22 protein-coding genes and 1 pseudogene are annotated in these 20,637 nt (G+C 64.2%); 17 read left to right on the top strand and 6 right to left on the bottom strand.

Annotated features, from left to right (window positions below; translation table 11 throughout):
• Positions 1-1,031 precede the first annotated feature (1,031 nt).
• The 4 genes from IVB01_RS31025 (at position 1,032) to IVB01_RS31010 (ending at position 3,794) form a co-directional block, all read left to right on the top strand.
• A complete protein-coding gene (locus IVB01_RS31025) occupies positions 1,032-1,649 on the top strand; it encodes a TetR/AcrR family transcriptional regulator (RefSeq protein ID WP_346015485.1) in 618 nt (205 codons plus the stop codon).
• A gap of 51 nt (positions 1,650-1,700) precedes the next feature.
• Entirely contained in the window at positions 1,701-2,894 is a 1,194-nt protein-coding gene (locus IVB01_RS31020) for an MFS transporter (RefSeq protein WP_247280332.1), read from the top strand.
• A 138-nt stretch (positions 2,895-3,032) separates the two neighbouring features.
• A complete protein-coding gene (locus IVB01_RS31015; RefSeq protein ID WP_247280333.1) occupies positions 3,033-3,452 on the top strand; it encodes a DUF4118 domain-containing protein in 420 nt (139 codons plus the stop codon).
• Positions 3,453-3,584: 132 nt separating this feature from the next.
• Positions 3,585-3,794: a hypothetical protein gene (locus IVB01_RS31010; RefSeq protein WP_247280334.1), complete on the top strand. Its 210-nt coding sequence runs from the start codon at positions 3,585-3,587 to the stop codon at positions 3,792-3,794.
• Between the two features lie 257 nt (positions 3,795-4,051).
• Here the strand turns inward: IVB01_RS31010 and IVB01_RS31005 are convergent, their stop codons facing one another.
• On the bottom strand, positions 4,052-5,029 hold the full coding sequence (locus IVB01_RS31005) for a LysR family transcriptional regulator (protein WP_247279126.1): 978 nt from the start codon (positions 5,027-5,029) through the stop codon (positions 4,052-4,054).
• 118 nt (positions 5,030-5,147) lie between these two features.
• Here IVB01_RS31005 and IVB01_RS31000 point away from each other — a divergent pair, with 118 nt between their 5' ends.
• The 11 genes from IVB01_RS31000 (at position 5,148) to IVB01_RS30950 (ending at position 16,749) form a co-directional block, all read left to right on the top strand.
• A complete protein-coding gene (locus tag IVB01_RS31000; protein WP_247279127.1) occupies positions 5,148-6,185 on the top strand; it encodes a class 1 fructose-bisphosphatase in 1,038 nt (345 codons plus the stop codon).
• Positions 6,186-6,197: 12 nt separating this feature from the next.
• The gene (locus IVB01_RS30995) at positions 6,198-7,073 is read left to right on the top strand and encodes a phosphoribulokinase (RefSeq protein ID WP_247279128.1); all 876 of its coding nucleotides are present in this window, start codon (positions 6,198-6,200) and stop codon (positions 7,071-7,073) included.
• Between the two features lie 26 nt (positions 7,074-7,099).
• Entirely contained in the window at positions 7,100-9,118 is a 2,019-nt protein-coding gene (gene tkt, locus IVB01_RS30990; protein ID WP_247279129.1) for a transketolase, read from the top strand.
• Between the two features lie 9 nt (positions 9,119-9,127).
• Positions 9,128-10,213: a class II fructose-bisphosphate aldolase gene (fba, locus tag IVB01_RS30985; protein ID WP_247279130.1), complete on the top strand. Its 1,086-nt coding sequence runs from the start codon at positions 9,128-9,130 to the stop codon at positions 10,211-10,213.
• A gap of 31 nt (positions 10,214-10,244) precedes the next feature.
• Positions 10,245-11,705: a form I ribulose bisphosphate carboxylase large subunit gene (locus tag IVB01_RS30980; protein WP_247279131.1), complete on the top strand. Its 1,461-nt coding sequence runs from the start codon at positions 10,245-10,247 to the stop codon at positions 11,703-11,705.
• A 10-nt stretch (positions 11,706-11,715) separates the two neighbouring features.
• Positions 11,716-12,123 carry a ribulose bisphosphate carboxylase small subunit gene (locus IVB01_RS30975; RefSeq protein ID WP_247279132.1) on the top strand — a complete coding sequence of 136 codons (408 nt, stop codon included), beginning with the start codon at positions 11,716-11,718 and terminating at the stop codon, positions 12,121-12,123.
• Between the two features lie 98 nt (positions 12,124-12,221).
• Positions 12,222-13,151, top strand: a complete 930-nt coding sequence (gene cbbX, locus IVB01_RS30970; RefSeq protein WP_247279133.1) for a CbbX protein — start codon at positions 12,222-12,224, stop codon at positions 13,149-13,151.
• On the top strand, positions 13,148-13,885 hold the full coding sequence (gene rpe / locus IVB01_RS30965; RefSeq protein ID WP_247415214.1) for a ribulose-phosphate 3-epimerase: 738 nt from the start codon (positions 13,148-13,150) through the stop codon (positions 13,883-13,885). The genes cbbX and rpe overlap by 4 nt, the downstream gene beginning before the upstream one ends.
• A 214-nt stretch (positions 13,886-14,099) precedes the next feature.
• Positions 14,100-14,312 carry a hypothetical protein gene (locus tag IVB01_RS30960; protein WP_247415212.1) on the top strand — a complete coding sequence of 71 codons (213 nt, stop codon included), beginning with the start codon at positions 14,100-14,102 and terminating at the stop codon, positions 14,310-14,312.
• A 255-nt stretch (positions 14,313-14,567) separates the two neighbouring features.
• Positions 14,568-16,109 carry a Do family serine endopeptidase gene (locus tag IVB01_RS30955; protein WP_247279136.1) on the top strand — a complete coding sequence of 514 codons (1,542 nt, stop codon included), beginning with the start codon at positions 14,568-14,570 and terminating at the stop codon, positions 16,107-16,109.
• A gap of 277 nt (positions 16,110-16,386) precedes the next feature.
• On the top strand, positions 16,387-16,749 hold the full coding sequence (locus IVB01_RS30950; protein WP_247279137.1) for a hypothetical protein: 363 nt from the start codon (positions 16,387-16,389) through the stop codon (positions 16,747-16,749).
• A 6-nt stretch (positions 16,750-16,755) separates the two neighbouring features.
• Here IVB01_RS30950 and IVB01_RS30945 read toward each other — a convergent pair whose 3' ends face one another.
• Both IVB01_RS30945 and IVB01_RS30940 read right to left on the bottom strand, forming a co-directional pair.
• A complete protein-coding gene (locus IVB01_RS30945) occupies positions 16,756-17,061 on the bottom strand; it encodes a DUF6496 domain-containing protein (protein WP_247495133.1) in 306 nt (101 codons plus the stop codon).
• 90 nt (positions 17,062-17,151) lie between these two features.
• The gene (locus IVB01_RS30940) at positions 17,152-17,346 is read right to left on the bottom strand and encodes a DUF3072 domain-containing protein (RefSeq protein WP_247279139.1); all 195 of its coding nucleotides are present in this window, start codon (positions 17,344-17,346) and stop codon (positions 17,152-17,154) included.
• 115 nt (positions 17,347-17,461) lie between these two features.
• Between IVB01_RS30940 and IVB01_RS30935 the strand changes: the two genes are divergently transcribed.
• Entirely contained in the window at positions 17,462-17,683 is a 222-nt protein-coding gene (locus IVB01_RS30935; protein ID WP_247279140.1) for a hypothetical protein, read from the top strand.
• A gap of 410 nt (positions 17,684-18,093) precedes the next feature.
• Here the strand turns inward: IVB01_RS30935 and IVB01_RS30930 are convergent, their stop codons facing one another.
• Positions 18,094-18,339: a hypothetical protein gene (locus tag IVB01_RS30930; RefSeq protein WP_247279141.1), complete on the bottom strand. Its 246-nt coding sequence runs from the start codon at positions 18,337-18,339 to the stop codon at positions 18,094-18,096.
• Between the two features lie 95 nt (positions 18,340-18,434).
• A pseudogene (locus IVB01_RS35810) lies at positions 18,435-18,691 on the bottom strand (hypothetical protein).
• A 139-nt stretch (positions 18,692-18,830) separates the two neighbouring features.
• Here IVB01_RS35810 and IVB01_RS30925 point away from each other — a divergent pair.
• Positions 18,831-19,052, top strand: a complete 222-nt coding sequence (locus tag IVB01_RS30925; RefSeq protein WP_247279142.1) for a hypothetical protein — start codon at positions 18,831-18,833, stop codon at positions 19,050-19,052.
• A gap of 92 nt (positions 19,053-19,144) precedes the next feature.
• On the opposite strand, the gene IVB01_RS30920 is transcribed toward IVB01_RS30925, so the two are convergent.
• Positions 19,145-20,632, bottom strand: a complete 1,488-nt coding sequence (locus tag IVB01_RS30920; protein ID WP_247279143.1) for an HWE histidine kinase domain-containing protein — start codon at positions 20,630-20,632, stop codon at positions 19,145-19,147.
• Positions 20,633-20,637 lie beyond the last annotated feature (5 nt).

The following is a 20,637-nucleotide window of genomic DNA, read 5'->3' as shown; positions in this document are numbered from 1 at the left end:
CTGTCAATTCCCTCGCGCAAAAATATTCCACTTTACCGAAATTCGGAAATAACGTATGTATCGCCCATCCCGGCTCATCCGAGAGGGGCGATCATGTGTCGTGATGATCGCGGAGCCGGGCTTGCGGTGGACGCGGCAGCGTCGGGCGCGAAAGGCCAAGGGCAGGGCGGATTGCTCTCCGTGAACCCTTAAGCTTCGCGCAGGACGGACGGCGCTGTCAGGTTCGTCGCGCCAGCATGTCGATGGCAAGGTGCACAACGCCGTCGAACCCTGTGGCGCAGGCGAGCCGCGCGTACGGCAAAACCGTGTGGTCCTGGCCGTCGTTGCTACGGTCAAGCTCTTGCGGATGCGGCATTGGCGTCAACCGGCGCGGTGTCCGTGACTTCTACGAGGGCGAGGGAGGCCAGAACGAACTCGGCTCCCAGGAGAGCGCGGCATAAGCCGTCAAACCACTGCGCAGGGAAGGCCGTGTGTTGCGCTTCACCTGTATGCCGCTGTGCAGTTTTCTGCGTGTGCCTTTCGCACAGCGGACCGTGGGTGCCAGCCGGCATCCGGCCTTCCCTGCGCCCTCCCGGCTTTGAGGGTGGAGCGACGAAGCAAAGCTCGGGCGAAACGCGCCGCGAGAATGCGAAGGCGTGTCTGCGAGTAAACTGCGAGTTTGAAAACGACGTCGGTTCACCTTGCTCCGTCATTGCGAGCGCAGCGAAGCAATCCAGAGTCTTTCCGCGGCGGGATTCTGGATTGCTTCGCTGCGCTCGCAATGACGTGTGGAGAGATCATGCCTCACTCTCCTCTCGTGCCCCGGACGCAGCGCAGCGCCCTTTAGCGATGCGCTGCAGAGCCGGGGCCCATCTTTCCGCATTTTGCCGTGTCGCTTTCTGGGTGCCTGCTCTGCGCCGCAACGCTTGCGCGTTGCAGCTTGTCCGGGACGCGATCTCCTAAGTTTCCGCTATCCATCAGCCAACCTTTATCCATTCCCATTCACAACCAAGTGTCTTTATTCGGAAACAATCATTCCCTATTATCCCGCAATGCAAAAGGCTGCCCGCCGATCTCAGCCCACCCGTCCGCCCGGCCGTCCCCGGGAGTTCGACATGAATACCGCGCTCGACAGGGCCGTGCGCGTGTTTCGCGAGCGCGGTTATCATGCGACCTCGATCGGCGATCTCACCGCGGCGATGCGGCTGGCTACGGGGAGCGTCTACAAGGCGTTTCGCGACAAGCATGCCGTGTTTCTCGCCGCCTTCGAACGCTACACCACGCTGCGCCAGGAGCAGACGCGCAGCGCAGCGGCGTGCGGTGCAAACGGCCGCGAGCAAATCCGCAACGTGCTCTTGTCCTATGTCGAGCATTCCCAGGGCACCGAGGGGCAGCGCGGCTGCCTGGTCGTCGGCAGCGCGGTCGAACTGTCCGCGCTCGATCCCGTGGTCAGCGCCCGCGTCAATGCGCAGCTCAAAACGAACGAAAGCTTCATCGCCGGCCTCATTCGCCAGGGGCAGGCCGATGGGTCGATTCCCCGTCACGTCGATGCCAACGACACCGCGCGGCTGATGATCTGCATCACGCAAGGCATGCGCGTCGCCGGCAAGGCACGCCTGCCGCTCGACGGGACGCGCCTCGTCGCCGTCGCGATGAAACTGCTCGCCTGAATTTTTTGTCATAATAGGGAATAGTCATTCCCTATTCCTGGAGTCTAACGAATGACGATGAATGCCACGATCGAGACCGCGCCCGGACCGGATGCGGTGTCGCAGCGCCTGACCTTCGTGCTTGCCGCGGCCTGTGGCATGGTCGCCGCCAACATCTATTACGCCCAGCCGCTGATCGCGCCGATCAGCGCCGCGCTCGGCCTGTCGCATGCAGCTAGCGGGCTGATCGTCACCATGACGCAGATCGGCTACGGCATCGGGCTTCTCTTCATCGTACCGCTCGGCGACCTCGTCGAGAACCGCACGCTGATCTGCTCGGTCATCGCGCTTGGGGCGGCGGCCCTGCTCGCCGCGGCGTTCGCCACCCACGCGCTGCCGTTCCTGATCGCCGCGCTGTTCATCGGGCTCGGCTCGGTCGCGGTGCAGATCATCATTCCCTATGCCGCGCATCTGGCGCCCGAGGCCATCCGCGGCCGCGTCGTCGGCAATGTCTCGACCGGCCTGATGCTCGGCATCATGCTGGCGCGCCCGGTGTCGAGCTTCGTCACGGCGGCGCTGTCGTGGCACGCAGTGTTCTTCGGCTCGGCCGGGCTGATGATCGTGCTCGCAGCCGTGCTCTGGTTGACGCTGCCGCAGCGCAAGCCGGTGGCGCGCATGCACTATGGCGCGCTGCTGCTGTCGATGCCGCAGCTGGTGCGCACCACGCCGCTGCTGCGCCGCCGTGCGCTCTACCAGGCGAGTCTGTTCGGCTGCTTCACGCTGTTCTGGACGGTAGCGCCGCTCCAGCTCGCGAGCGCATTCGGCTTCACCCAGCGCGGCATCGCGCTGTTCGCGCTCGCAGGCGTTGCCGGCGTGTTCGCGGCCCCGATCGCAGGACGGCTCGCCGACCGCGGCCATAGCCGCCTCGCGACGCTGGTGGCGATGCTGCTCGCAGCCGCCGGATTCCTGATCACGCAGATCGGCGCGGCCGGATCGGTGCTGAACCTCGCCTGCCTGGTGGTGGCCGCGATCGCCATCGATATCGGCGTGCAGGGCAATGTCGTGCTCGGCTTCCGTGCCATTTTCGTGCTCGGGCACGAGCACCGCAGCCGCCTTAACGGGCTCTATATGGCGACGTTCTTCGCCGCAGGTGCTGCCGGCTCCGCGCTCGGCGCCTTCGCCTTCGCACAGGGCGGCTGGACCCTGGCATCGGCCATTGGCCTTGCCCTGCCCGTCGCTGGCCTGCTCTATGCGGCGACCGAATAGCCGCCGGCATGGCCGCAATTATGCGTTGCGGCCCATTTACCAACCCCGCGAGGCCGCAATTTCCGCCTCGCGGTCCGCTCGCCGCTGTAGTACTTTGGTCGCAAGCGGACCTGGTTAACAGGCGGCAGGGGGAGGCTGATGAGGCATACGGGACTGTTTGGCGTACCGCGGGTACGGCCATGGTCGTGGCAGGCGTTTCTGCTGGGGCTTGTCGTCGTGGCGATGTCGGCGGTGCTTCAGGGAATCTGTGTCGCGCTCGGCGCAAAACTCTATTTCGCTGCATTCCTGCCCGGCCTTTTCCTGCTCGGGCTTGTCGCGGGCGTGCCGGCGGCGGCGCTCGCCGCGCTGCTGACCATTCCGCTGGTATGGTGGGCGTTCATGCCGCCCTTTTTCGAGTTCAATTCGCTGACCAGCGCGAATGCCGATTCTATCAACCTGTTCTGCCTGCTGGCCGTGCTGGTGATCGGCCTCGCCGATCTCTGCCGCGAGACGATGGCGATCGTCAGCCGCGGCGGGCTGAAGCGCCCGGGCGAGAGCACGGCAACGAATCCGCAATAGATCGACTGTGCACGCGCGTTGCGCGCGCGCAACAGTTCGGCAACCATCCGCGAGCTTGCCGCGCGCCGCTAACTTTTCGAAAAAGATTTGGCCGCAATTTCTCCCGCGGGAATGACGAGGGAGTTTTCGGACATGAACGGCCAAATAACCGGTCACGCCATCTTGGAGAACGTGCGCCGCTACCGCGGCATCGCATCGCTCTACCGCCAGACCGCTGCATTCCGCCCGGGCCAGAGCTGGTCGTTGCTGGAGCAGGCGAGGGAGTGGGAAGCGCGGGCGCTACTGGAGCTGGAAGCCTATTTCGCGGCGCGCGCAGACTACGCCGTCCCGCTCGCGGCCTGATCGTCAACCATCGGCACGGCCCCGATCCAGCTTGCCGAAGGTGCGATCGTCGGATCGTGCACGGGACATCACGGTGCAATTACGGAGTTGTCTCGGCAAGCGCCTGTGCTAGCAACGGCTCAACGAGATTCTTCACGTCGGCCGGGGCACGCGATGACCACCTTCAACCGCATCTTCACGACGGAGCGTCTGCTCCAGATCATCGTGATCCTGGCCGCGACGATCGCGATGAAGCTGATGGGCTGAACTTCGGCGGCCTATCCCCCGCCGAGTTCGGGCACGTCGGGCAGATAGTTCGATCCCTCCGAACCCAGAAAATCGAACATCGCCTGCGCCGGCGGCAGCAGCACCTTGTCGCTGCGGCGGATCACGTACCATTGCCGCACGATCGGCAGGCCGGCGACGTCGAGCACGATCAGCCGGCCCTCGGCGAGCTCATGCGCCACGGTGTGCGCCGAGATGAAGGCGATGCCGAGCCCGGCGATCACCGCCTGCTTGATGGTCTCGTTGCTGCTCATCTCCATGCCGATGATCGGCTCGAGATCCGACTTCTGGAACATGCCTTCCATCAGCGTCCGCGTACCCGAGCCCGGTTCGCGGGTGAGGAAGGTCTCGTGCACGAGATCGGTCAGGTTGAGGCCGGAATCCTTCTCCAGCCAGTGCCCCTTCCGCGCGACGATGATGTGCGGATTGCGCCCGAGCTGACGGACGTCGACGGTGACGTCCGCCGGTGGCCGACCCATCACGGCGAAATCGAGGTCGTAGCCGTGCATGGCCTCGCGGATCTCCTCGCGATTGCCGATGGTGAGCTTGATCTCGATCTTGGGATAGCGCTTGGAGAACGCCGCGATCGCGTGCGGCACGAAGTACTTTGCGGTCGAGACCGCGCCGAGCTGCACCGTGCCGCCGGTCCGTCCCGCCAGCAGGTCGAGCGCGCCCTGGCAATCCACGATCGCGGCCTCGACCCGTTCGGCCAGCGCCAGCACCTCCTTGCCGGCCTCCGTCAGCAGCATGCCGTCACCGGTCCGCTGCACCAGCGGCAGGCCGGCGAGGTCCTGAAGCTGCCGAAGCTGCTGGGTCACGGCGGGCTGCGTCAGCCCGAGATGGCCGGACGCCGCCGTCACGCTGCCCTTGGCCGAAACCGCCGCAAGCGAGCGCAGCTGCCGGATCGTCAGATGCCGGAGCTGGGACGCCCCGTGGCCGGGGCCATTATAAGAAAATTCTTTTGAGCTCATTATGAATAGAAATTTTCCTTATTAAGCCGTCCCTGTCAATCTCATCGTGCTGGGACTGACCGCACCGACCTCCACGGGGAGGGAGATAGATGCGGCGCCAGCAAGGGGATGGACGCAGATGACCGGGCAACTGAGGTTGGACGACCACCTTCAACGGTACTCTGAGACCGCGCTGCATGCGCTCGCCGTGGCGGCCGCAGTCGACGCCATCGCGGCAGCGGCGATCGAGATCGCCGATCTCATCGCCTCCGGCGATCTCGCCGACGCCTCGGGCCTGACCACGGGCCGCAACAGCGACGGCGACCTCCAGCGCGATCTCGACGTTCAGGCCGATGCGATCCTGCGCCGCTGCCTCAGCAGGCTGCCGCTCGCTGCCCTGGCGTCGGAGGAGATGCGCGAGGCCCAGATTGTCGACCGTGACGGCCGCATCTGCGTCGCGATCGATCCGCTCGACGGCTCCTCCAACATCGACATCAACATGACCGTCGGCACGATCTTCTCGATCCTGCCGGCACCCGATGATCCCTCACTCGCCTTCCATCAGCGCGGCTCGGCCCAGCTTGCGGCGGGCTTCGCCACCTACGGCCCGCAGACCTCGCTGGTGCTGACGCTCGGCGACGGCGTCGATATCTTCACCCTCGATCGCAAGTCCGGCTGCTTCCGCCTCGCGCGCAGCGGCGTGCAGATCTCCGAGGCTTGCGACGAGTTCGCGATCAACGCGTCCAATCGCCGGCACTGGGATCCGCCAGTGCGCGCTTTCATCGACGAATGCCTCGCCGGTGTCGAAGGCCCCGCCAACCACGATTTCAACATGCGCTGGATCGGCTCGCTGGTCGCGGAAGCCTATCGCATCCTCACCCGCGGCGGTGTGTTCCTTTATCCCTCGGACGCGCGTCCCGGCTATGGCGACGGCCGCCTGCGCCTGACCTACGAAGCGCATCCGATCGCCATGATCATCGAGCAGGCCGGCGGCTCGGCCTCGACCGGGCGCGAGCGCATCCTCGAGCTGTCTGCGCAAAGCCTGCACCAGCGCGTGCCGCTGATCATGGGCTCGAGCAATGAGGTGCGGCGGGTCGAGGAATTGCATTGCGATCCGCTGCTGGTCGCCAGCGTCTCCGCGCCGCTGTTCGCGCGACGCGGATTCTTCCGGCTCTGAGCGAGGCGTCCCATGTCCAGGAAGCATCCCATTATCTCCATCACCGGCTCCTCCGGCGCCGGCACCACCTCGGTCAAGAAGACCTTCGAGCAGATATTCTTCCGCGAGAAAGTCAACGCCGTCTACATCGAGGGCGACGCGTTCCATCGCTACGACCGCGCCGAGATGCGCGCGCAGATGGCGAACGAGGCCGAGCGCGGCAACAAGCACTTCAGCCATTTCAGCCCCGAGACCAACCTGTTCGAGGAGCTGGAGCGCGCGTTCCGCGACTATGGCGAGACCGGCACGGCGGTAACGCGTCACTATGTCCACGATGCCGAGGAATCCGCGTTGCATGGCGCACCTCCCGGCACCTTCACCGATTGGGAGCGGCTACCGGAGAATTCGGACCTGCTATTCTACGAGGGCCTGCACGGCGCCGTCGTCACGGATAAGGTGAATGTCGCGCGCTATGCCGACCTCAAGATCGGCGTCGTGCCCGTGATCAATCTCGAATGGATCCAGAAGCTGCACCGCGATCGCAGCGCGCGCGGTTATTCGACCGAGGCCGTCACCGACACCATCCTGCGGCGCATGCCCGATTACATCCATTACATCTGCCCGCAATTCACCGAGACCGACATGAACTTCCAGCGCGTGCCGACGGTGGACACCTCTAATCCGTTCATCGCGCGCTGGATCCCGACGCCAGACGAATCGATGGTCGTGATCCGCTTCAAGAATCCGCGGGGCATCGACTTCCCCTACCTGCTGTCGATGTTGCCGCAAAGCTGGATGTCGCGCGCGAATTCGATCGTCTGCCCCGGCGCGAAACTCGATCTCGCGATGCAGCTGATCCTGACGCCGCTGATCATGCAGCTCATCGAACGCAAGCGAAACCTGAAGTGAAGCAACGACGATAACGGGAGGGCCCGATGAACATCTCGGTTCATGCCGAAGCCGACCTTACGGCAGTCACGCACAACGATCTCGCCAACGCCGTCCGCTTCCTCGCGGTCGACGCCATCGAGACCGCGCAGTCCGGCCATCCCGGCCTGCCCATGGGTATGGCCGACGTCGCGACGGTGCTGTTCTCACGCTTTCTCAAATTCGACTCGGCGCACCCGAACTGGCCCGACCGCGACCGCTTCGTGCTGTCGGCCGGGCACGGCTCGATGCTGCTCTATGCGCTGCTGCATTTGACCGGCGGTGATGTCAGCCTCGATGACATCAAGGCGTTCCGGCAATGGGGCTCGAAGACACCGGGCCATCCCGAATACGGCCACACTCCGGGCGTCGAGACCACGACTGGACCGCTCGGGCAGGGGATCGCGACGGCTGTCGGCATGGCGCTCGCCGAGCGCATGGCCAATGCGCGGCATGGCGATGGCCTCGTCGATCACTTCACCTATGTGATCGCCGGTGACGGCTGCCTGATGGAGGGTATCAGCCAGGAGGCGATTTCGCTCGCCGGCCATCTCCAGCTCGGCCGCTTGATCGTGCTGTTCGACGACAACGGAATCTCCATCGACGGGCCGACCTCGCTGGCAACCTCCGACGACCAGCTCGCGCGCTTCGCCGCCTCCGGCTGGTCGGTGCGCCGCGTTAACGGCCACGATCCCGAAGCCGTTGCGCAGGCGATTGCGCAAGAGCGTGAGACGACAAAACCGTCGCTGATCGCCTGCCGCACCATCATCGGCTATGGCGCGCCGGACCGCCAGGGCACTGAGAAGGCGCATGGTGCGCCGCTCGGAACCGAGCAGACGGCCGCTGCGCGCCGGATGCTGGGCTGGGATTATCAGCCCTTCGTGGTGCCACTTCCGATCCTGAAGGCGTGGCGGATGATCGGACAGCGCGGGCAGGTCGATCGTCTCGCCTGGCTCGATCGTTATGAACGTGCGACGCCCGAGCAGCGCGACCTGTTCATCGAGGGCAAGGCCGTCACCTTGCCCGGCGCCTATGCGCTGGCTGCGGCGACGTTGCGCGAGCGCTTCGCCAGCGAGCGCCCGAAGATCGCGACGCGCCAGGCCTCGCAACAGGTGCTCGAGGGCGTCGCCGGGACGATTCCCGGTTTCGTCGGCGGCTCGGCCGACCTGACGCATTCGAACCTGACGCACGCCAAGGTGCAGGCTCCCGTCACGCGTGGGACGTTCACTGGCGATTACATCCATTACGGCATTCGCGAGCACGGCATGGCCGCCGCGATGAATGGCCTCGCGCTGCATGGCGGCTTCATCCCCTACGGCGGTACCTTCCTCGCCTTCTCCGACTACAGCCGGCCGGCGATTCGCCTTGCGGCCCTGATGCGGCTGCGCGTCATCCATGTGATGACCCACGACTCCATCGGCCTCGGCGAGGACGGCCCGACGCACCAGCCGGTCGAGCATCTCGCCGCGCTGCGGGTGATTCCGAACCTTCTGGTGTTCCGTCCCGCCGACGCGGTGGAGACGCTGGAGGCCTGGGACTGCGCACTCAATTCCGAGAGCCGTCCGTCCGTGTTGTGCCTGTCGCGTCAGGCCTTGCCGACCTTCCGCAGCGATGCTCGCGGCAGAAACCGCGTCGCGCGCGGCGCCTATCTCGTCGTGTCGCCTGACGGCGGCCGCGACGTGACGTTGATCGCAACCGGCTCGGAAGTGTCGATCGCGCTGGAGGCGGCGCGCCTGCTCGCGACCGAGCACATCCGTGCCGCCGTCGTGTCCGCACCCTGCTTCGCACTGTTCGAGCAACAATCGGACGATTACCGCGCCACCGTGCTCGGCACTGCGCCGCGTGTCGGGATCGAGGCGGCCGTAGCGGGCGACTGGCCGCGCTGGATCGGCATGGACGGCGAGTTCGTCGGCATGCGCGGCTTCGGCGCCTCGGCGCCGGCGCCCGTACTGTACCGCGAGTTCGGCATCACACCGCAAAGCATTGCGGAAGCCGCCCGACGGGCGATCGCTCGCAAGCGACAATGAGGATTCATCGTGGCTCGTATCACCCTTCGCCAACTGCTCGATCACGCCGCCAGCCACGGCTACGCGGTGCCGGCGTTCAACATCAACAACATGGAGCAGGGCATCGCGATCATGCAGGCGGCGGCAGAGGTCGACGCACCGGTCATCATCCAGGCCTCGCGCGGTGCGCGCAGCTACGCCGGCGATCTCATGCTCTCGCACATGATCGACGCGCTGGAGCGGACCTATCCGGACATCCCGCTCTGCATGCACCAGGACCACGGCAATGACGAAGCGACCTGCGCCTCCGCGATCGCCCACGGCTTCACTTCGGTGATGATGGACGGCTCACTGAAAGCCGACGCAAAGACTGCGGCCGAGTACGATTACAACGTCGCGATCACCCGCCGCGTCGTCGATCTCGCCCACTGGGTCGGCGCCTCCGTCGAAGGTGAGCTCGGCGTGCTCGGCTCGCTCGAGCATGGCGGCGGCGAGCAGGAGGACGGCCACGGCGTCGAGGGCAAGGTCAGCCACGACCAATTGCTGACCGATCCGGACCAAGCCGTCGACTTTGTCCGCGCGACGAAGGTCGATGCCCTGGCGATCGCGATGGGCACATCGCACGGCGCTTACAAGTTCAGCCGCAAGCCAGATGGTGACATCCTGGCGATGCGGGTGGTCGAGGAGATCCATCGCCGGTTGCCGAACACGCATCTCGTCATGCACGGCTCGTCGTCGGTGCCGCAGCCGCTGCAGGACATGTTCAATCAGTTCGGCGGCGAGATGCCGCAGACCTGGGGCGTGCCGGTCGAGGAGATCGTACGCGGCATCGGAAGCGGCGTGCGCAAGGTCAATATCGACACGGACTGCCGTCTCGCAATGACCGCGGTGTTCCGCAAGGTCGCCGCGCAGGCGCCCTCCGAATTCGACCCACGAAAGTTCCTCAAGCCGGCGATGGATGCAATGCGCGAGCTTTGCCGCGAGCGCTTCGAGCAGTTCGGCACGGCAGGCCACGCGAGCAAGATCAAGGTGGTTCCGATGAGCGAGATGGCGCGGCGCTATCGCGCCGGCGAACTTGATCCGCGCATTGGCGCCCGCGAACCGGTCGCAGCCTAGTCGTTCAGAGAGAGAAGAGCAGGAGAAAGTCATGAATGCACACGCAGGAACCGTCCGCGGCAAGGAAAGATATCGCTCGGGCGTGATGGAATATAAGCGCATGGGCTACTGGGAGCCCGACTACACGCCAAAGGACACCGACGTCATCGCGCTGTTTCGCGTGACGCCGCAGGAGGGCGTCGACCCGATCGAGGCGTCGGCTGCGGTCGCCGGTGAATCCTCGACCGCGACCTGGACCGTGGTGTGGACCGATCGGCTGACAGCCGCGGAGAAATATCGCGCGAAATGCTATCGCGTCGATCCGGTCCCGGGCTCGCCCGGCTCCTACTTCGCCTACATCGCCTATGACCTCGATCTGTTCGAGCCGGGCTCGATCGCCAACCTCTCGGCCTCGATTATCGGCAACGTGTTCGGCTTCAAGCCGCTGAAGGCGCTGCGGCTGGAGGACATGCGCTTCCCGGTCGCTTATGTGAAGACGTTCCAGGGACCGGCGACCGGCATCGTGGTCGAGCGCGAGCGGCTCGACAAGTTCGGCCGGCCGCTGCTCGGCGCGACCGTGAAGCCGAAGCTCGGGCTTTCGGGCCGCAATTACGGCCGCGTGGTCTACGAAGCGCTGAAGGGCGGGCTCGACTTCACCAAGGACGACGAGAACATCAACTCGCAGCCCTTCATGCACTGGCGCGACCGTTTCCTCTACTGCATGGAGGCGGTGAACCGTGCGCAGGCGGCCTCCGGCGAGGTCAAGGGCACCTACCTGAACGTCACCGCGGGCACGATGGAGGACATTTACGAGCGCGCCGAGTTCGCCAAAGAGCTCGGGTCGTGCATCGTCATGATCGACCTTGTGATCGGCTACACCGCGATTCAGTCGATGGCCAAGTGGGCGCGGCGCAACGACATGATCCTGCATCTGCATCGCGCCGGCCACTCGACCTATACGCGGCAGAAGAGCCACGGCGTGTCGTTCCGCGTCATCGCCAAATGGATGCGGCTTGCCGGTGTCGACCACATTCATGCCGGCACGGTGGTCGGCAAGCTCGAAGGCGACCCCAACACAACGCGCGGCTACTACGACGTCTGCCGCGAGGACTTCAATCCAACCAAGCTCGAGCACGGGCTGTTCTTCGACCAATCCTGGGCGAGCCTGAACAAGATGATGCCGGTGGCCTCCGGCGGCATCCATGCCGGGCAGATGCACCAGCTGCTCGATCTCTTGGGCGAGGACGTCGTGCTGCAATTCGGCGGCGGCACCATCGGCCATCCCATGGGCATTGCGGCCGGCGCGACCGCCAATCGCGTGGCGCTGGAAGCGATGATCCTCGCCCGCAACGAGGGCCGCGACTATGTCCACGAAGGGCCGGAGATCCTCGCCAAGGCGGCCGAGACCTGCACGCCGCTGAAGGCCGCGCTCGAAGTCTGGAAGGACGTCACCTTCAACTATCAATCCACCGATACGCCGGACTTCGTGCCGACGGCGCTGGAAACCGTTTGAGGAGATTCACATGAAACTGACCCAGGGCTGCTTCTCATACCTGCCCGATCTGACCGACGACCAGATCTACAGCCAGGTGCAGTACTGCCTCGCCAATGGCTGGGCGGTGAACATCGAGTTCACCGACGATCCGCATCCCCGCAACACCTATTGGGAGATGTGGGGCCTGCCGATGTTCGATCTCCAGGACGCCGCGGGCGTGATGATGGAGCTCGCCGAGTGCCGCAGAGTGTACGGCGACCGCTACATCCGCATCAGCGGTTTCGATTCCAGCCATGGCTGGGAATCGGTGCGCATCTCCTTCCTCGTCAACCGGCCAGCGCAGGAGGCGGAGTTCGAGCTGGTGCGGCACGAGGTCGGCGGCCGCGCGATCCGCTACACCACGGTACGAAAGCCAGCCGCGCAGGCGTCCGTGTAAGCCATTCCTCTCCGCGCGGAGCACTCCCTGCTCCGTTTCCTTGGCGGACCACTGCTTCGCCGCTCCCCTGCGGCGAAGCTCTTTTCTTCGAGGTGCCGATGCTTGATATTCCTCACGCAACAACCGAACAGAGCGAGACCAATTTCGATCTCCGGAAGGAAGCTGAAGCGGCCGGGATCACCGACACGCTGCAACAGCTCGAGCAGGAGCTGGTCGGATTGAAGCCGGTGAAGAACCGCGTGCGCCAGATCGCCTCGCTGCTTTTGATCGAACGTATCCGGCAGCGCGCGGGATTAGCCTCCGCGCCGCCGACGCTGCACATGTCGTTCACAGGCAATCCCGGCACCGGCAAGACCACGGTAGCGCTGCGCATGGCCAAGATCCTGCATGGCCTCGGCTTCGTGCGGCGCGGGCAGGTGATCTCGGTCACGCGCGACGATCTCGTCGGCCAGTATATCGGCCACACCGCTCCGAAGACCAAGGAGATATTGAAGAAGGCGATGGGCGGCGTGCTGTTCATCGACGAGGCCTATTATCTGCACCGGCCCGACAACGAGCGTGACTACGGCCAGGAGACGATCGAGATCCTGCTCCAGGTGATGGAGAATCAGCGCGAAGACCTGGTCGTGATCCTCGCCGGCTATGGCGAGCGGATGACGAGCTTCTTCGCCTCCAATCCCGGCTTCCGCTCGCGCATCGCGCACCACATCGAATTTCCAGACTATGCTGAAGCCGAGCTGCTCGTCATCGCCGAGCTGATGCTGAAGGAGCGCGGTTATCGCTTCTCGGCGGCCGCGCGCGAGGCGTTCGAAAAATACATCACGCTGCGCCGGACCCAGCCGTTCTTCTCCAACGCGCGGTCGATCCGCAACGCCGTCGACCGTATCCGCCTGCGGCAGGCCGATCGCCTGGTATCCGATCTCGACCGCATGCTCGACATCGCCGACCTCGAAACCATCGATCCCATCGACGTCCTGGCGAGCCGCGTCTTCAGCGGCGGCGCCGACGCGCGGAGTGCAAGGTCATGACGAGAGAGGTGATCGTTGCTCCTTCAATCCTGGCGGCGGATTTCGCGCGTCTCGGCGAGGAGATCGTGGCGATCGATGCGGCGGGGGCCGACTGGATCCATTGCGACGTCATGGACGGACACTTCGTGCCCAACATCAGCTTTGGCCCCGACGTCATCAAGGCGATCCGGCCGCTGACGAAGAAGGTCTTCGACGTGCATCTCATGATCGCGCCTGTTGATCCTTATCTCGAGGCGTTCGCGAAGGCCGGTGCGGACGTCATTACGGTGCACGCAGAAGCCGGCCCGCATCTGGACCGTTCGCTTCAGGCGATCCGGGCGCTCGGCAGGAAAGCCGGCGTGAGCCTGTGTCCGGCGACGGCGGAGAGTGTCATCGAATATGTGCTCGATCGTCTTGACCTCGTGCTGGTGATGACGGTCAATCCCGGCTTCGGCGGCCAGTCCTTCCTCGACTCCCAGTTGGCGAAGATCGCACGGATCAAGACCATGATCCGCAACCGGCCAATCCGGCTCGAGGTCGATGGCGGTGTCACGCGCGACAATGCTGCTGCGGTGGCCGCCGCGGGCGCCGATACGCTCGTGGCGGGTTCCGCGGTGTTTCGCGGCAAAGGCGCCGCGGAATACGCGGCCAATATTGCGGCCATTCGCGCCGCCGCCGACGCCAGCCTGCTTCCAAAGCCGCAAGATAGGTCTGCGCAGCGGATGCGCGTAAGCGATGGAGGCCCTGTCCGGTAGACTACGTCATCGATCGCCGCCTCTACGCCTGGCCCTTGGCGGGCGGGGATAATTCAGCGTGCGAATCCGCGCCGACTGGAACTTTGGCTCCCCTCCGCATTTGCTAGAACTAACCGAGGCTGGCGCGCGGCGGGCGCAGCAAAACTTTTGCATGACCGCCATCGGCCTGACGCAAATCGAGGCAATAAGCCCTGTGAATGCGAGGGAGGGTCTCATGGAGAACGTACGTCGCTACCGGGCGCTCGCGTCCCTCTGTCGTCAGCAGGCAGCCTACAGGCCGCTCCAGAACTGGGAGCTTCTCGGCCAGGCCGAACATTTCGAATATCTCGCGGAAGTCGAGCTCAAGGCGCATTTCGACGCGTGCAATGCACAAGGCGGCGAGGACGCCCCTGAAGCCGTGGCTTGGAAGCCACCTGCCGCAGCGTGACAGCCGCGGGCCGGCCCGGCTCAATGTCGGCGCGGGCGACCGGCAGGCCGGCTGTGCGGGTCGAGAGCCGGCAGACATGTCCTGCCAGATCGGTCGCTGAAGCTTCGCGCAGGCAGCATCGTCTTCGTTGATCGTCTTGCCCGCTGGCCGGTCCCCAAATCTTTGCCAAGATTTAATCGCGTGGACGGGACGCCGTAAGGTGGCAACGACCATGTTGGGCGCAAGGCGACAGCTGCTCAACATGGACATCTCGACATGAACGATCGCGTCAATTCCGACATCCCCCCCTCCCGCAAGATCTTGAGGACGCGCAGGCTCGCGCCGCTCGGCAGCGTAGCCGCGCTTGGCGTGGCCGTGCTGGCGGCTGCTCCCGGCGCTTTGCCGTTCGCGATGACCTCCTTCGTCGCGCCGGCCCAAGCCGCCGAAACGGCTGCGACCCCGCCGGGCTTCGGCGATCTCGTGGCCAAGGTCAAACCCGCCGTCATCTCGGTGCGGGTCAGAATTGACCAGAGCAACGACAAGAGCGCGATGCTGCAACAGAACCGGATGGATTCGGACGAAGGCTCGCCGCTCGACCAGTTCTCGCGACAGTTCGGTTTCCGCTTTCCGGGTGGCATGAACGGCATGCCGCGTCAGCGCCGCCAAATGATCACGGGCGAAGGCTCCGGCTTCTTCATCTCCGCCGACGGTTATGCCGTAACCAACAACCACGTTGTCGATCACGCTGAGTCCGTGCAGGTGACCATGGACGACGGCACGACCTACGCCGCGAAGGTCGTCGGCACAGATCCGAAGACCGATCTCGCGCTGATCAAGGTCGACGGCAAGAAAGATTTTCCGTTCGTCAAATTCTCCGACCAGAAGCCGCGCATCGGCGATTGGGTCGTCGCGGTCGGCAATCCCTTCGGCCTTGGCGGCACCGTCACCGCGGGTATCGTCTCGGCCAGCGGCCGCGACATCGGCAATGGTCCCTATGACGACTTCATCCAGATCGACGCGCCGATCAACAAGGGCAATTCGGGCGGTCCGGCTTTCGATATGAGCGGCAATGTGATCGGCGTGAACACCGCGATCTTCTCGCCCTCAGGCGGCTCGGTCGGTATCGGCTTCGATATTCCGGCTACGACTGCAAAACTCGTGGTGGCGCAATTGAAGGACAAGGGCGCAGTTACCCGCGGCTGGCTCGGCGTGCAGGTGCAGCCGGTGACGTCGGATATTGCCGACAGCGTTGGCCTCAAGGAGGCGCGCGGCGCGATCGTCGACAATCCGCAACCCGACAGCCCGGCGGCGAAGGCCGGCATCGAGGCGGGCGACGTTATCACCGCGGTCAACGGCACGGCGGTCAAGGATTCCCGCGATCTCGCCCGCACCATCGCCACCCTGGCGCCCGGCAGCTCAATCAAGCTCGACATCTTCCACAAGGGCGAAAGCAAGACCGTGACGCTGGCGCTTGGCGAGTTGCCGAACGAACGGCAGGCGCAGGGCAAGGCCTATGACGGCAAGGTGCAGCCGGGCACCGGCACGCCGCGCCTTGGGCTTGGTCTGGCTCCGGCCGGCGATGTGCAGGGCGCCGGCCGGGAGGGTGTCGTCGTCACGGAGGTTGATCCGGAGGGGCCGGCCGCGCAGCGCGGCATTCAGACCGGAGACGTCATCCTCAATGTCGGTGGCAAGGCTATCAGCAATGTCGCCGAAGTCCGTTCGGAGCTGGCGCAGGCCAAATCGTCCGGCAAGCGCAGCGTGCTGTTGCAGGTCAGAAGTGCGGATGCCACCCGATTCGTCGCGGTGCCGCTCGCGTAAGGCTGACTCCGATCAATACAAATCCAGAAAGGCGGCCTTCCGGCCGCCTTTCGCATTCGCACTCAAGATCCCACACGAGGCCACCGATAACATTCTCGTTAACGGCAGGGAGGGTGACCCGGTTCGTCCGAAAAAGCCGTGTTCGGCCATCAGACTTTCTGGCCGCGCATCTGCTCGGCGGCAATGAAGCCGTGGGGTCGGTTCGCGAGTGTGGAACTTCGAACCCCCTGACCGCTTTGTGGAACTGGCCGGTGGTTCGCATTTGATCGGTGCCGACATGGATCGATTGAAGCTCTCACTGATAAGTACGCTGCTCGTCGCGTGGTTCATCCTGCCGGCAGAAAACGCGCTCGGGCGCGACGATGGCCGCTATGCGAACTCGCCCCTGAAGCCATGGTTCGACAGCCTGCGCAGCCACCTCGGTCCGTGCTGCTCGGATGCGGACGGCTTTGCCGTCTCCGATCCCGATTGGGAATCGCACAACGGGCATTACCGTGTTCGGCTGGACGGGCAATGGGTCGAGGTGCCGGATGAAGCCGTCATCACCGAGCCGAACCGCGCCGGCCGCACCATGGTGTGGCCGGTGAAGACTGCGTTCGGAATTTCGATCCGCTGCTTCATGCCGGGCAGCATGATCTGACCGAGGTCAGCGTGACCGCTTGGTGGATTTGCGCTTTGACGATGCCCTGGACGATTTCTTGGAAGATTTCTTGGAAGTTTTCTTGGCAGATTTCTTGGACGTCTTCCGCTTGGAGGCTTTCTTCGGGACTTTCTTGCCCTTCTTGCGTGCCTTTGACAGTCCGATCGCAATCGCCTGCTTGCGGCTCTTCACGCGTCCGCCGCGACCGCCACGTCCACTCTTCGCGGTACCTTTCTTGTAACGCCGCATCTCGCTTTCGACCTCGCTGCCGGAGCTGCGCGAGTAGCGGCGCTTCTTTGCCTTACGTGCCATGCCTTTTCTCCCTTGGCCGAGGAAGAACCGTTCGACACCGGCATGGTTCCGAACAGCACGCGTGCAATGTTCCCGGCGGTCAAGGCAGCCCTAGAACGAATTCGCCAGTTCGATCTCGGCCTCCAGCACCTGGATGCGCCGCGCAGCCTCGGCGAAGGACAGATCCCGCGCATATTGTGCCGGCTGATACGCCTCTTCGCTCAGCCGCTTCAATCTCAGTCCCTGCGCCCGTGTCATCTGCTCGCTAAGGAAAACCCTGGCGTCGTATTTGGCCTGAACCTGCATGTCGCTCCTCCGGTTTGAAAACATGACTTGACTATATGTTCTTATTTTGTTCTAACAAGCCATGGACAACAGAATTAACGAAATTCGGCGTAAAATCAGCGCCTTGAGGCTGGAAATGGCCGAGGTCGAGGCGTCTGTGCGCGATCTCGTCAACGGCGATTGCGACTGCACCGAACGAGCTCTGGCGCAGATCGATCTGCGCCGGAAAATCAACCTGCTGATCGATGAATGGAAGGCGGCTGGGGGCGGTGACGTCCTGCCTGACGTCCGCGGCCAGATGCATCTTCGCTCCGTGAAGAATGTCGACAAGGCGGCGCGCCTGTTGGCTGGCCACTAAGCGTGCGCGCAAGCGACATGCTGCCGATTGTCGATGCCCTCGGACACCTAACGGGCCGCGCTGTGCGGGCGGTGCCGGACGAGATCTGCGACAACGTTCCTCGTCCGCCGTGATGACGTGCCGGCGCGCGTCCGCGATGCTGCGAGGCCTTGTGCGGCGATCGCTATGCCTGGAGGAGGTGAAGCGGGCCGGCGGGCGATACGCTGGTCAGCGCGCCGAGCATGTGGCGCTAAAGTAGCAAAGTGTCTAGCGGTTTTCCGAAAAGATCATGCTCAAACAACAACCTGAAGCGCAATGACGATTCATCCATCTCATTGCGCTTTATGGCGCGAGGGTCTGGATGAACCGTCATCGTGCTTTGGTGAAGGGCCCCGCGCTGAACACGGGACTCTCACGTTACCGCGCAGAGTTCACTTGGTGTTGCTCATGCCGCCCTTGTTGTTCGTCATGGTGCCGCCCTGGTCGGAGCCGGGGCCAGAGCCGCCTTGACCGGAGGGATCGGCACCTTTGGAGGACTTGGTGTTCGCGCCCGTGGTCTGCGATGATGACATCGAGGACCCATGTTTGGCCTTGTGCGACTTCGCCTCCGCGGCGAACGGCGCGGCAGCGAGGCCAGTTGCCAACATTGCGGCGAGGGCGAGCTTGACTGTCTTCATATGGAGGAACTCCCTGGGTTAAATTGACGCAGGCGGCCAACTGCCGTTCCTCGCAGGAGTTCCCCAACAAAGCTTCTCCACGCGTCACGCGCGCTTCAAGATTGCTTGTTCTCTTCCAGGATGAACACGATGCCGGTGAGCGTCGCGCCGATCGCGAAGGTCGTCCCAGTGCGAGAGCGAACACAAGAGCGGCTTGGCTTCCGCCATGACTCAGCAGATTGGCGACGGCTGGATTGGAAAGAATGAGTGTGAGGCTGAAGGCGAGGCCGAGGGCTGCACCCATCATCGCATGTGTCATCAGCTTGATGAGGCCGGTGGGAGAGACCAGGCCCGACGACTTCTTCGCGCGCATGGAACCATGTCCCGATCTGGCACCCAAACGCGCGCGATAGTCATTAGTTCCATCTGGATGAAGGAATTTTCATCGCCAGCTTCATCCGACGTTCATGCCCGGCTTGCGAACATGAGGCCATCAACACGGGACATTTGATATGGGCAAGGTAGTCTTTCTGTACCGCTCGCTGGCCTATCGCAACGCGGCCGCAGACATCTTGCGCAAGGCGCGCAAGCTCCCGCGCGGCGCGGAGCGAAGCGCGGCCCGGCGCTACGCGAAGGCGTTGCGTGATCTCGCTCGAACGGAAGCTTGGCTCGAAGGACGCATCGCGCGCGACCCAAGGACGGAGCAGCGCATGACGAACACGGCGTCCGGCTAAAGCTCTCCCTTCCGATTGAAACGGAAGCTCTCGATTCTTGGCTTGACGCGCTTTCTTGACGCGAACCGGTTACCGCTTGGCTGGAAAACGCTCTAACCGGATGCGCGCTGCAACTCGGCCGCGGCGGCGGCATCAAATTTGCTGGGTGCTATCGTGGCCGGCTTGCGTGTCAACGGTACCTCGAGGCGGCACAACAGCCCCTCAGCGCGCCAATCGAATTTCGCCCGTCCGCCGAGCTGGGACTCGACGCTCGCGAGCAGGCTTCGCGTTCCGAAGCCTCGGGATTTCGGCGTCCTGACGAGCGGGCCGCCGGATTCCTCCCAGGTCAGCGTGAGGAGTTCGTCTTCGACCTGCCACCCGATCATGAGCCGCCCGGATCGTGTCGAAAGCGCGCCATATTTTGCCGAGTTGGTGAAAAGCTCGTGCAGAGCGAGCGCCAGTGTCTGGGCAGTCGTCGGCAGCAATTGAACCTCGGGGCCCGCCAACCTGATCTGGCCACTCGGCGAATAGGGTGCCAGCTCCTCGTCGATCAGCTTGGAGAGCTCGGCTCCCTGCCAGCTCGACAGCGACAGGATGGTGTGCACGCGCGCGAGCGCGTTGATGCGTCCCTCGACGGCATTGACATAGGCCTTGACCTCGTCGGCACGGGTGAGGCGCACGATCGATTGCGCCAATGCCAGCGCATTCTTGGCGCGATGATCGACTTCCCGCGCGAGAAGGTTCTGCTGCTCTTCGGCGCGCTTGCGTTCGGTGATGTCCACCGTAACGCCGCTCACCCGCACCACGCGGCTGCTATGGTCTACCGTTGCGGCCGCCGTGCCGACGCACCAGCGTACCTCGCCATCGGGCCGCACAATGCGGAACTCCGTTTCATAGGAGCGCGTGCCGCTGTTGAACTCGGCGATTGCCTTGCGCAACTGATCGACGTCATCGGGATGCAACAGCGCCTGAACGTTGGCCGGGTTGACCTCGAAGCTCTCCGGGCTGACCCCAAAGATGCGATATTGTCCCTCGTCCCACATCCAGTCGCCGGTGATCCAGTCCCAATCCCAAGAGCCCATCTTGCCGGCGGCGATTGCCATGCTGCGCCGCTGCTCGCTCTCGCGAAGCTTGGCGGTGGAATTCTCCAGCTCGGCGGTGCGCGCGCGGACGCGGTCCTCGAGCTCCTGATTCAGTCGTTCGAGCTCGCGGGTCTTGCGATAGAGTTCGGCGAACACCTTGATCTTGGCGCGCAGCACCTCCGGCACGACAGGCACCGGAACGTAGTCGACGGCGCCCATCTCGTAGCCCCGCAGCCGGTCGATGTCGCTCACCTGAATGGCAGAGATGAAGATCATCGCGGTCTTCTGGAAGCGCGGATGCTCGCGGATCATCGCGGCGAGCTCGAAGCCGTCGAGCTCGGGCATGCAGACGTCGACTAGGATGACCGCGATCTCGGTCTTGAGCAGAACCTCCAGCGCCTCGCGGCCGGACGAGGCGATCACGAGGTTCTCGCCGAGATCCTTCAGGATCACCTCATAGGCGAGCAGCTTGGCCGGCTGGTCGTCGACGAGCAGGATGTTGACCTTTTCGTGGTCCATTCGCG

The sequence above is a fragment of the Bradyrhizobium sp. 164 genome, assembly GCF_023073715.1.
Taxonomy (GTDB): domain Bacteria; phylum Pseudomonadota; class Alphaproteobacteria; order Rhizobiales; family Xanthobacteraceae; genus Bradyrhizobium.
Note: the sequence above shows the minus strand (reverse complement) of the source record. Positions and strands in the feature narration are given on the sequence as shown.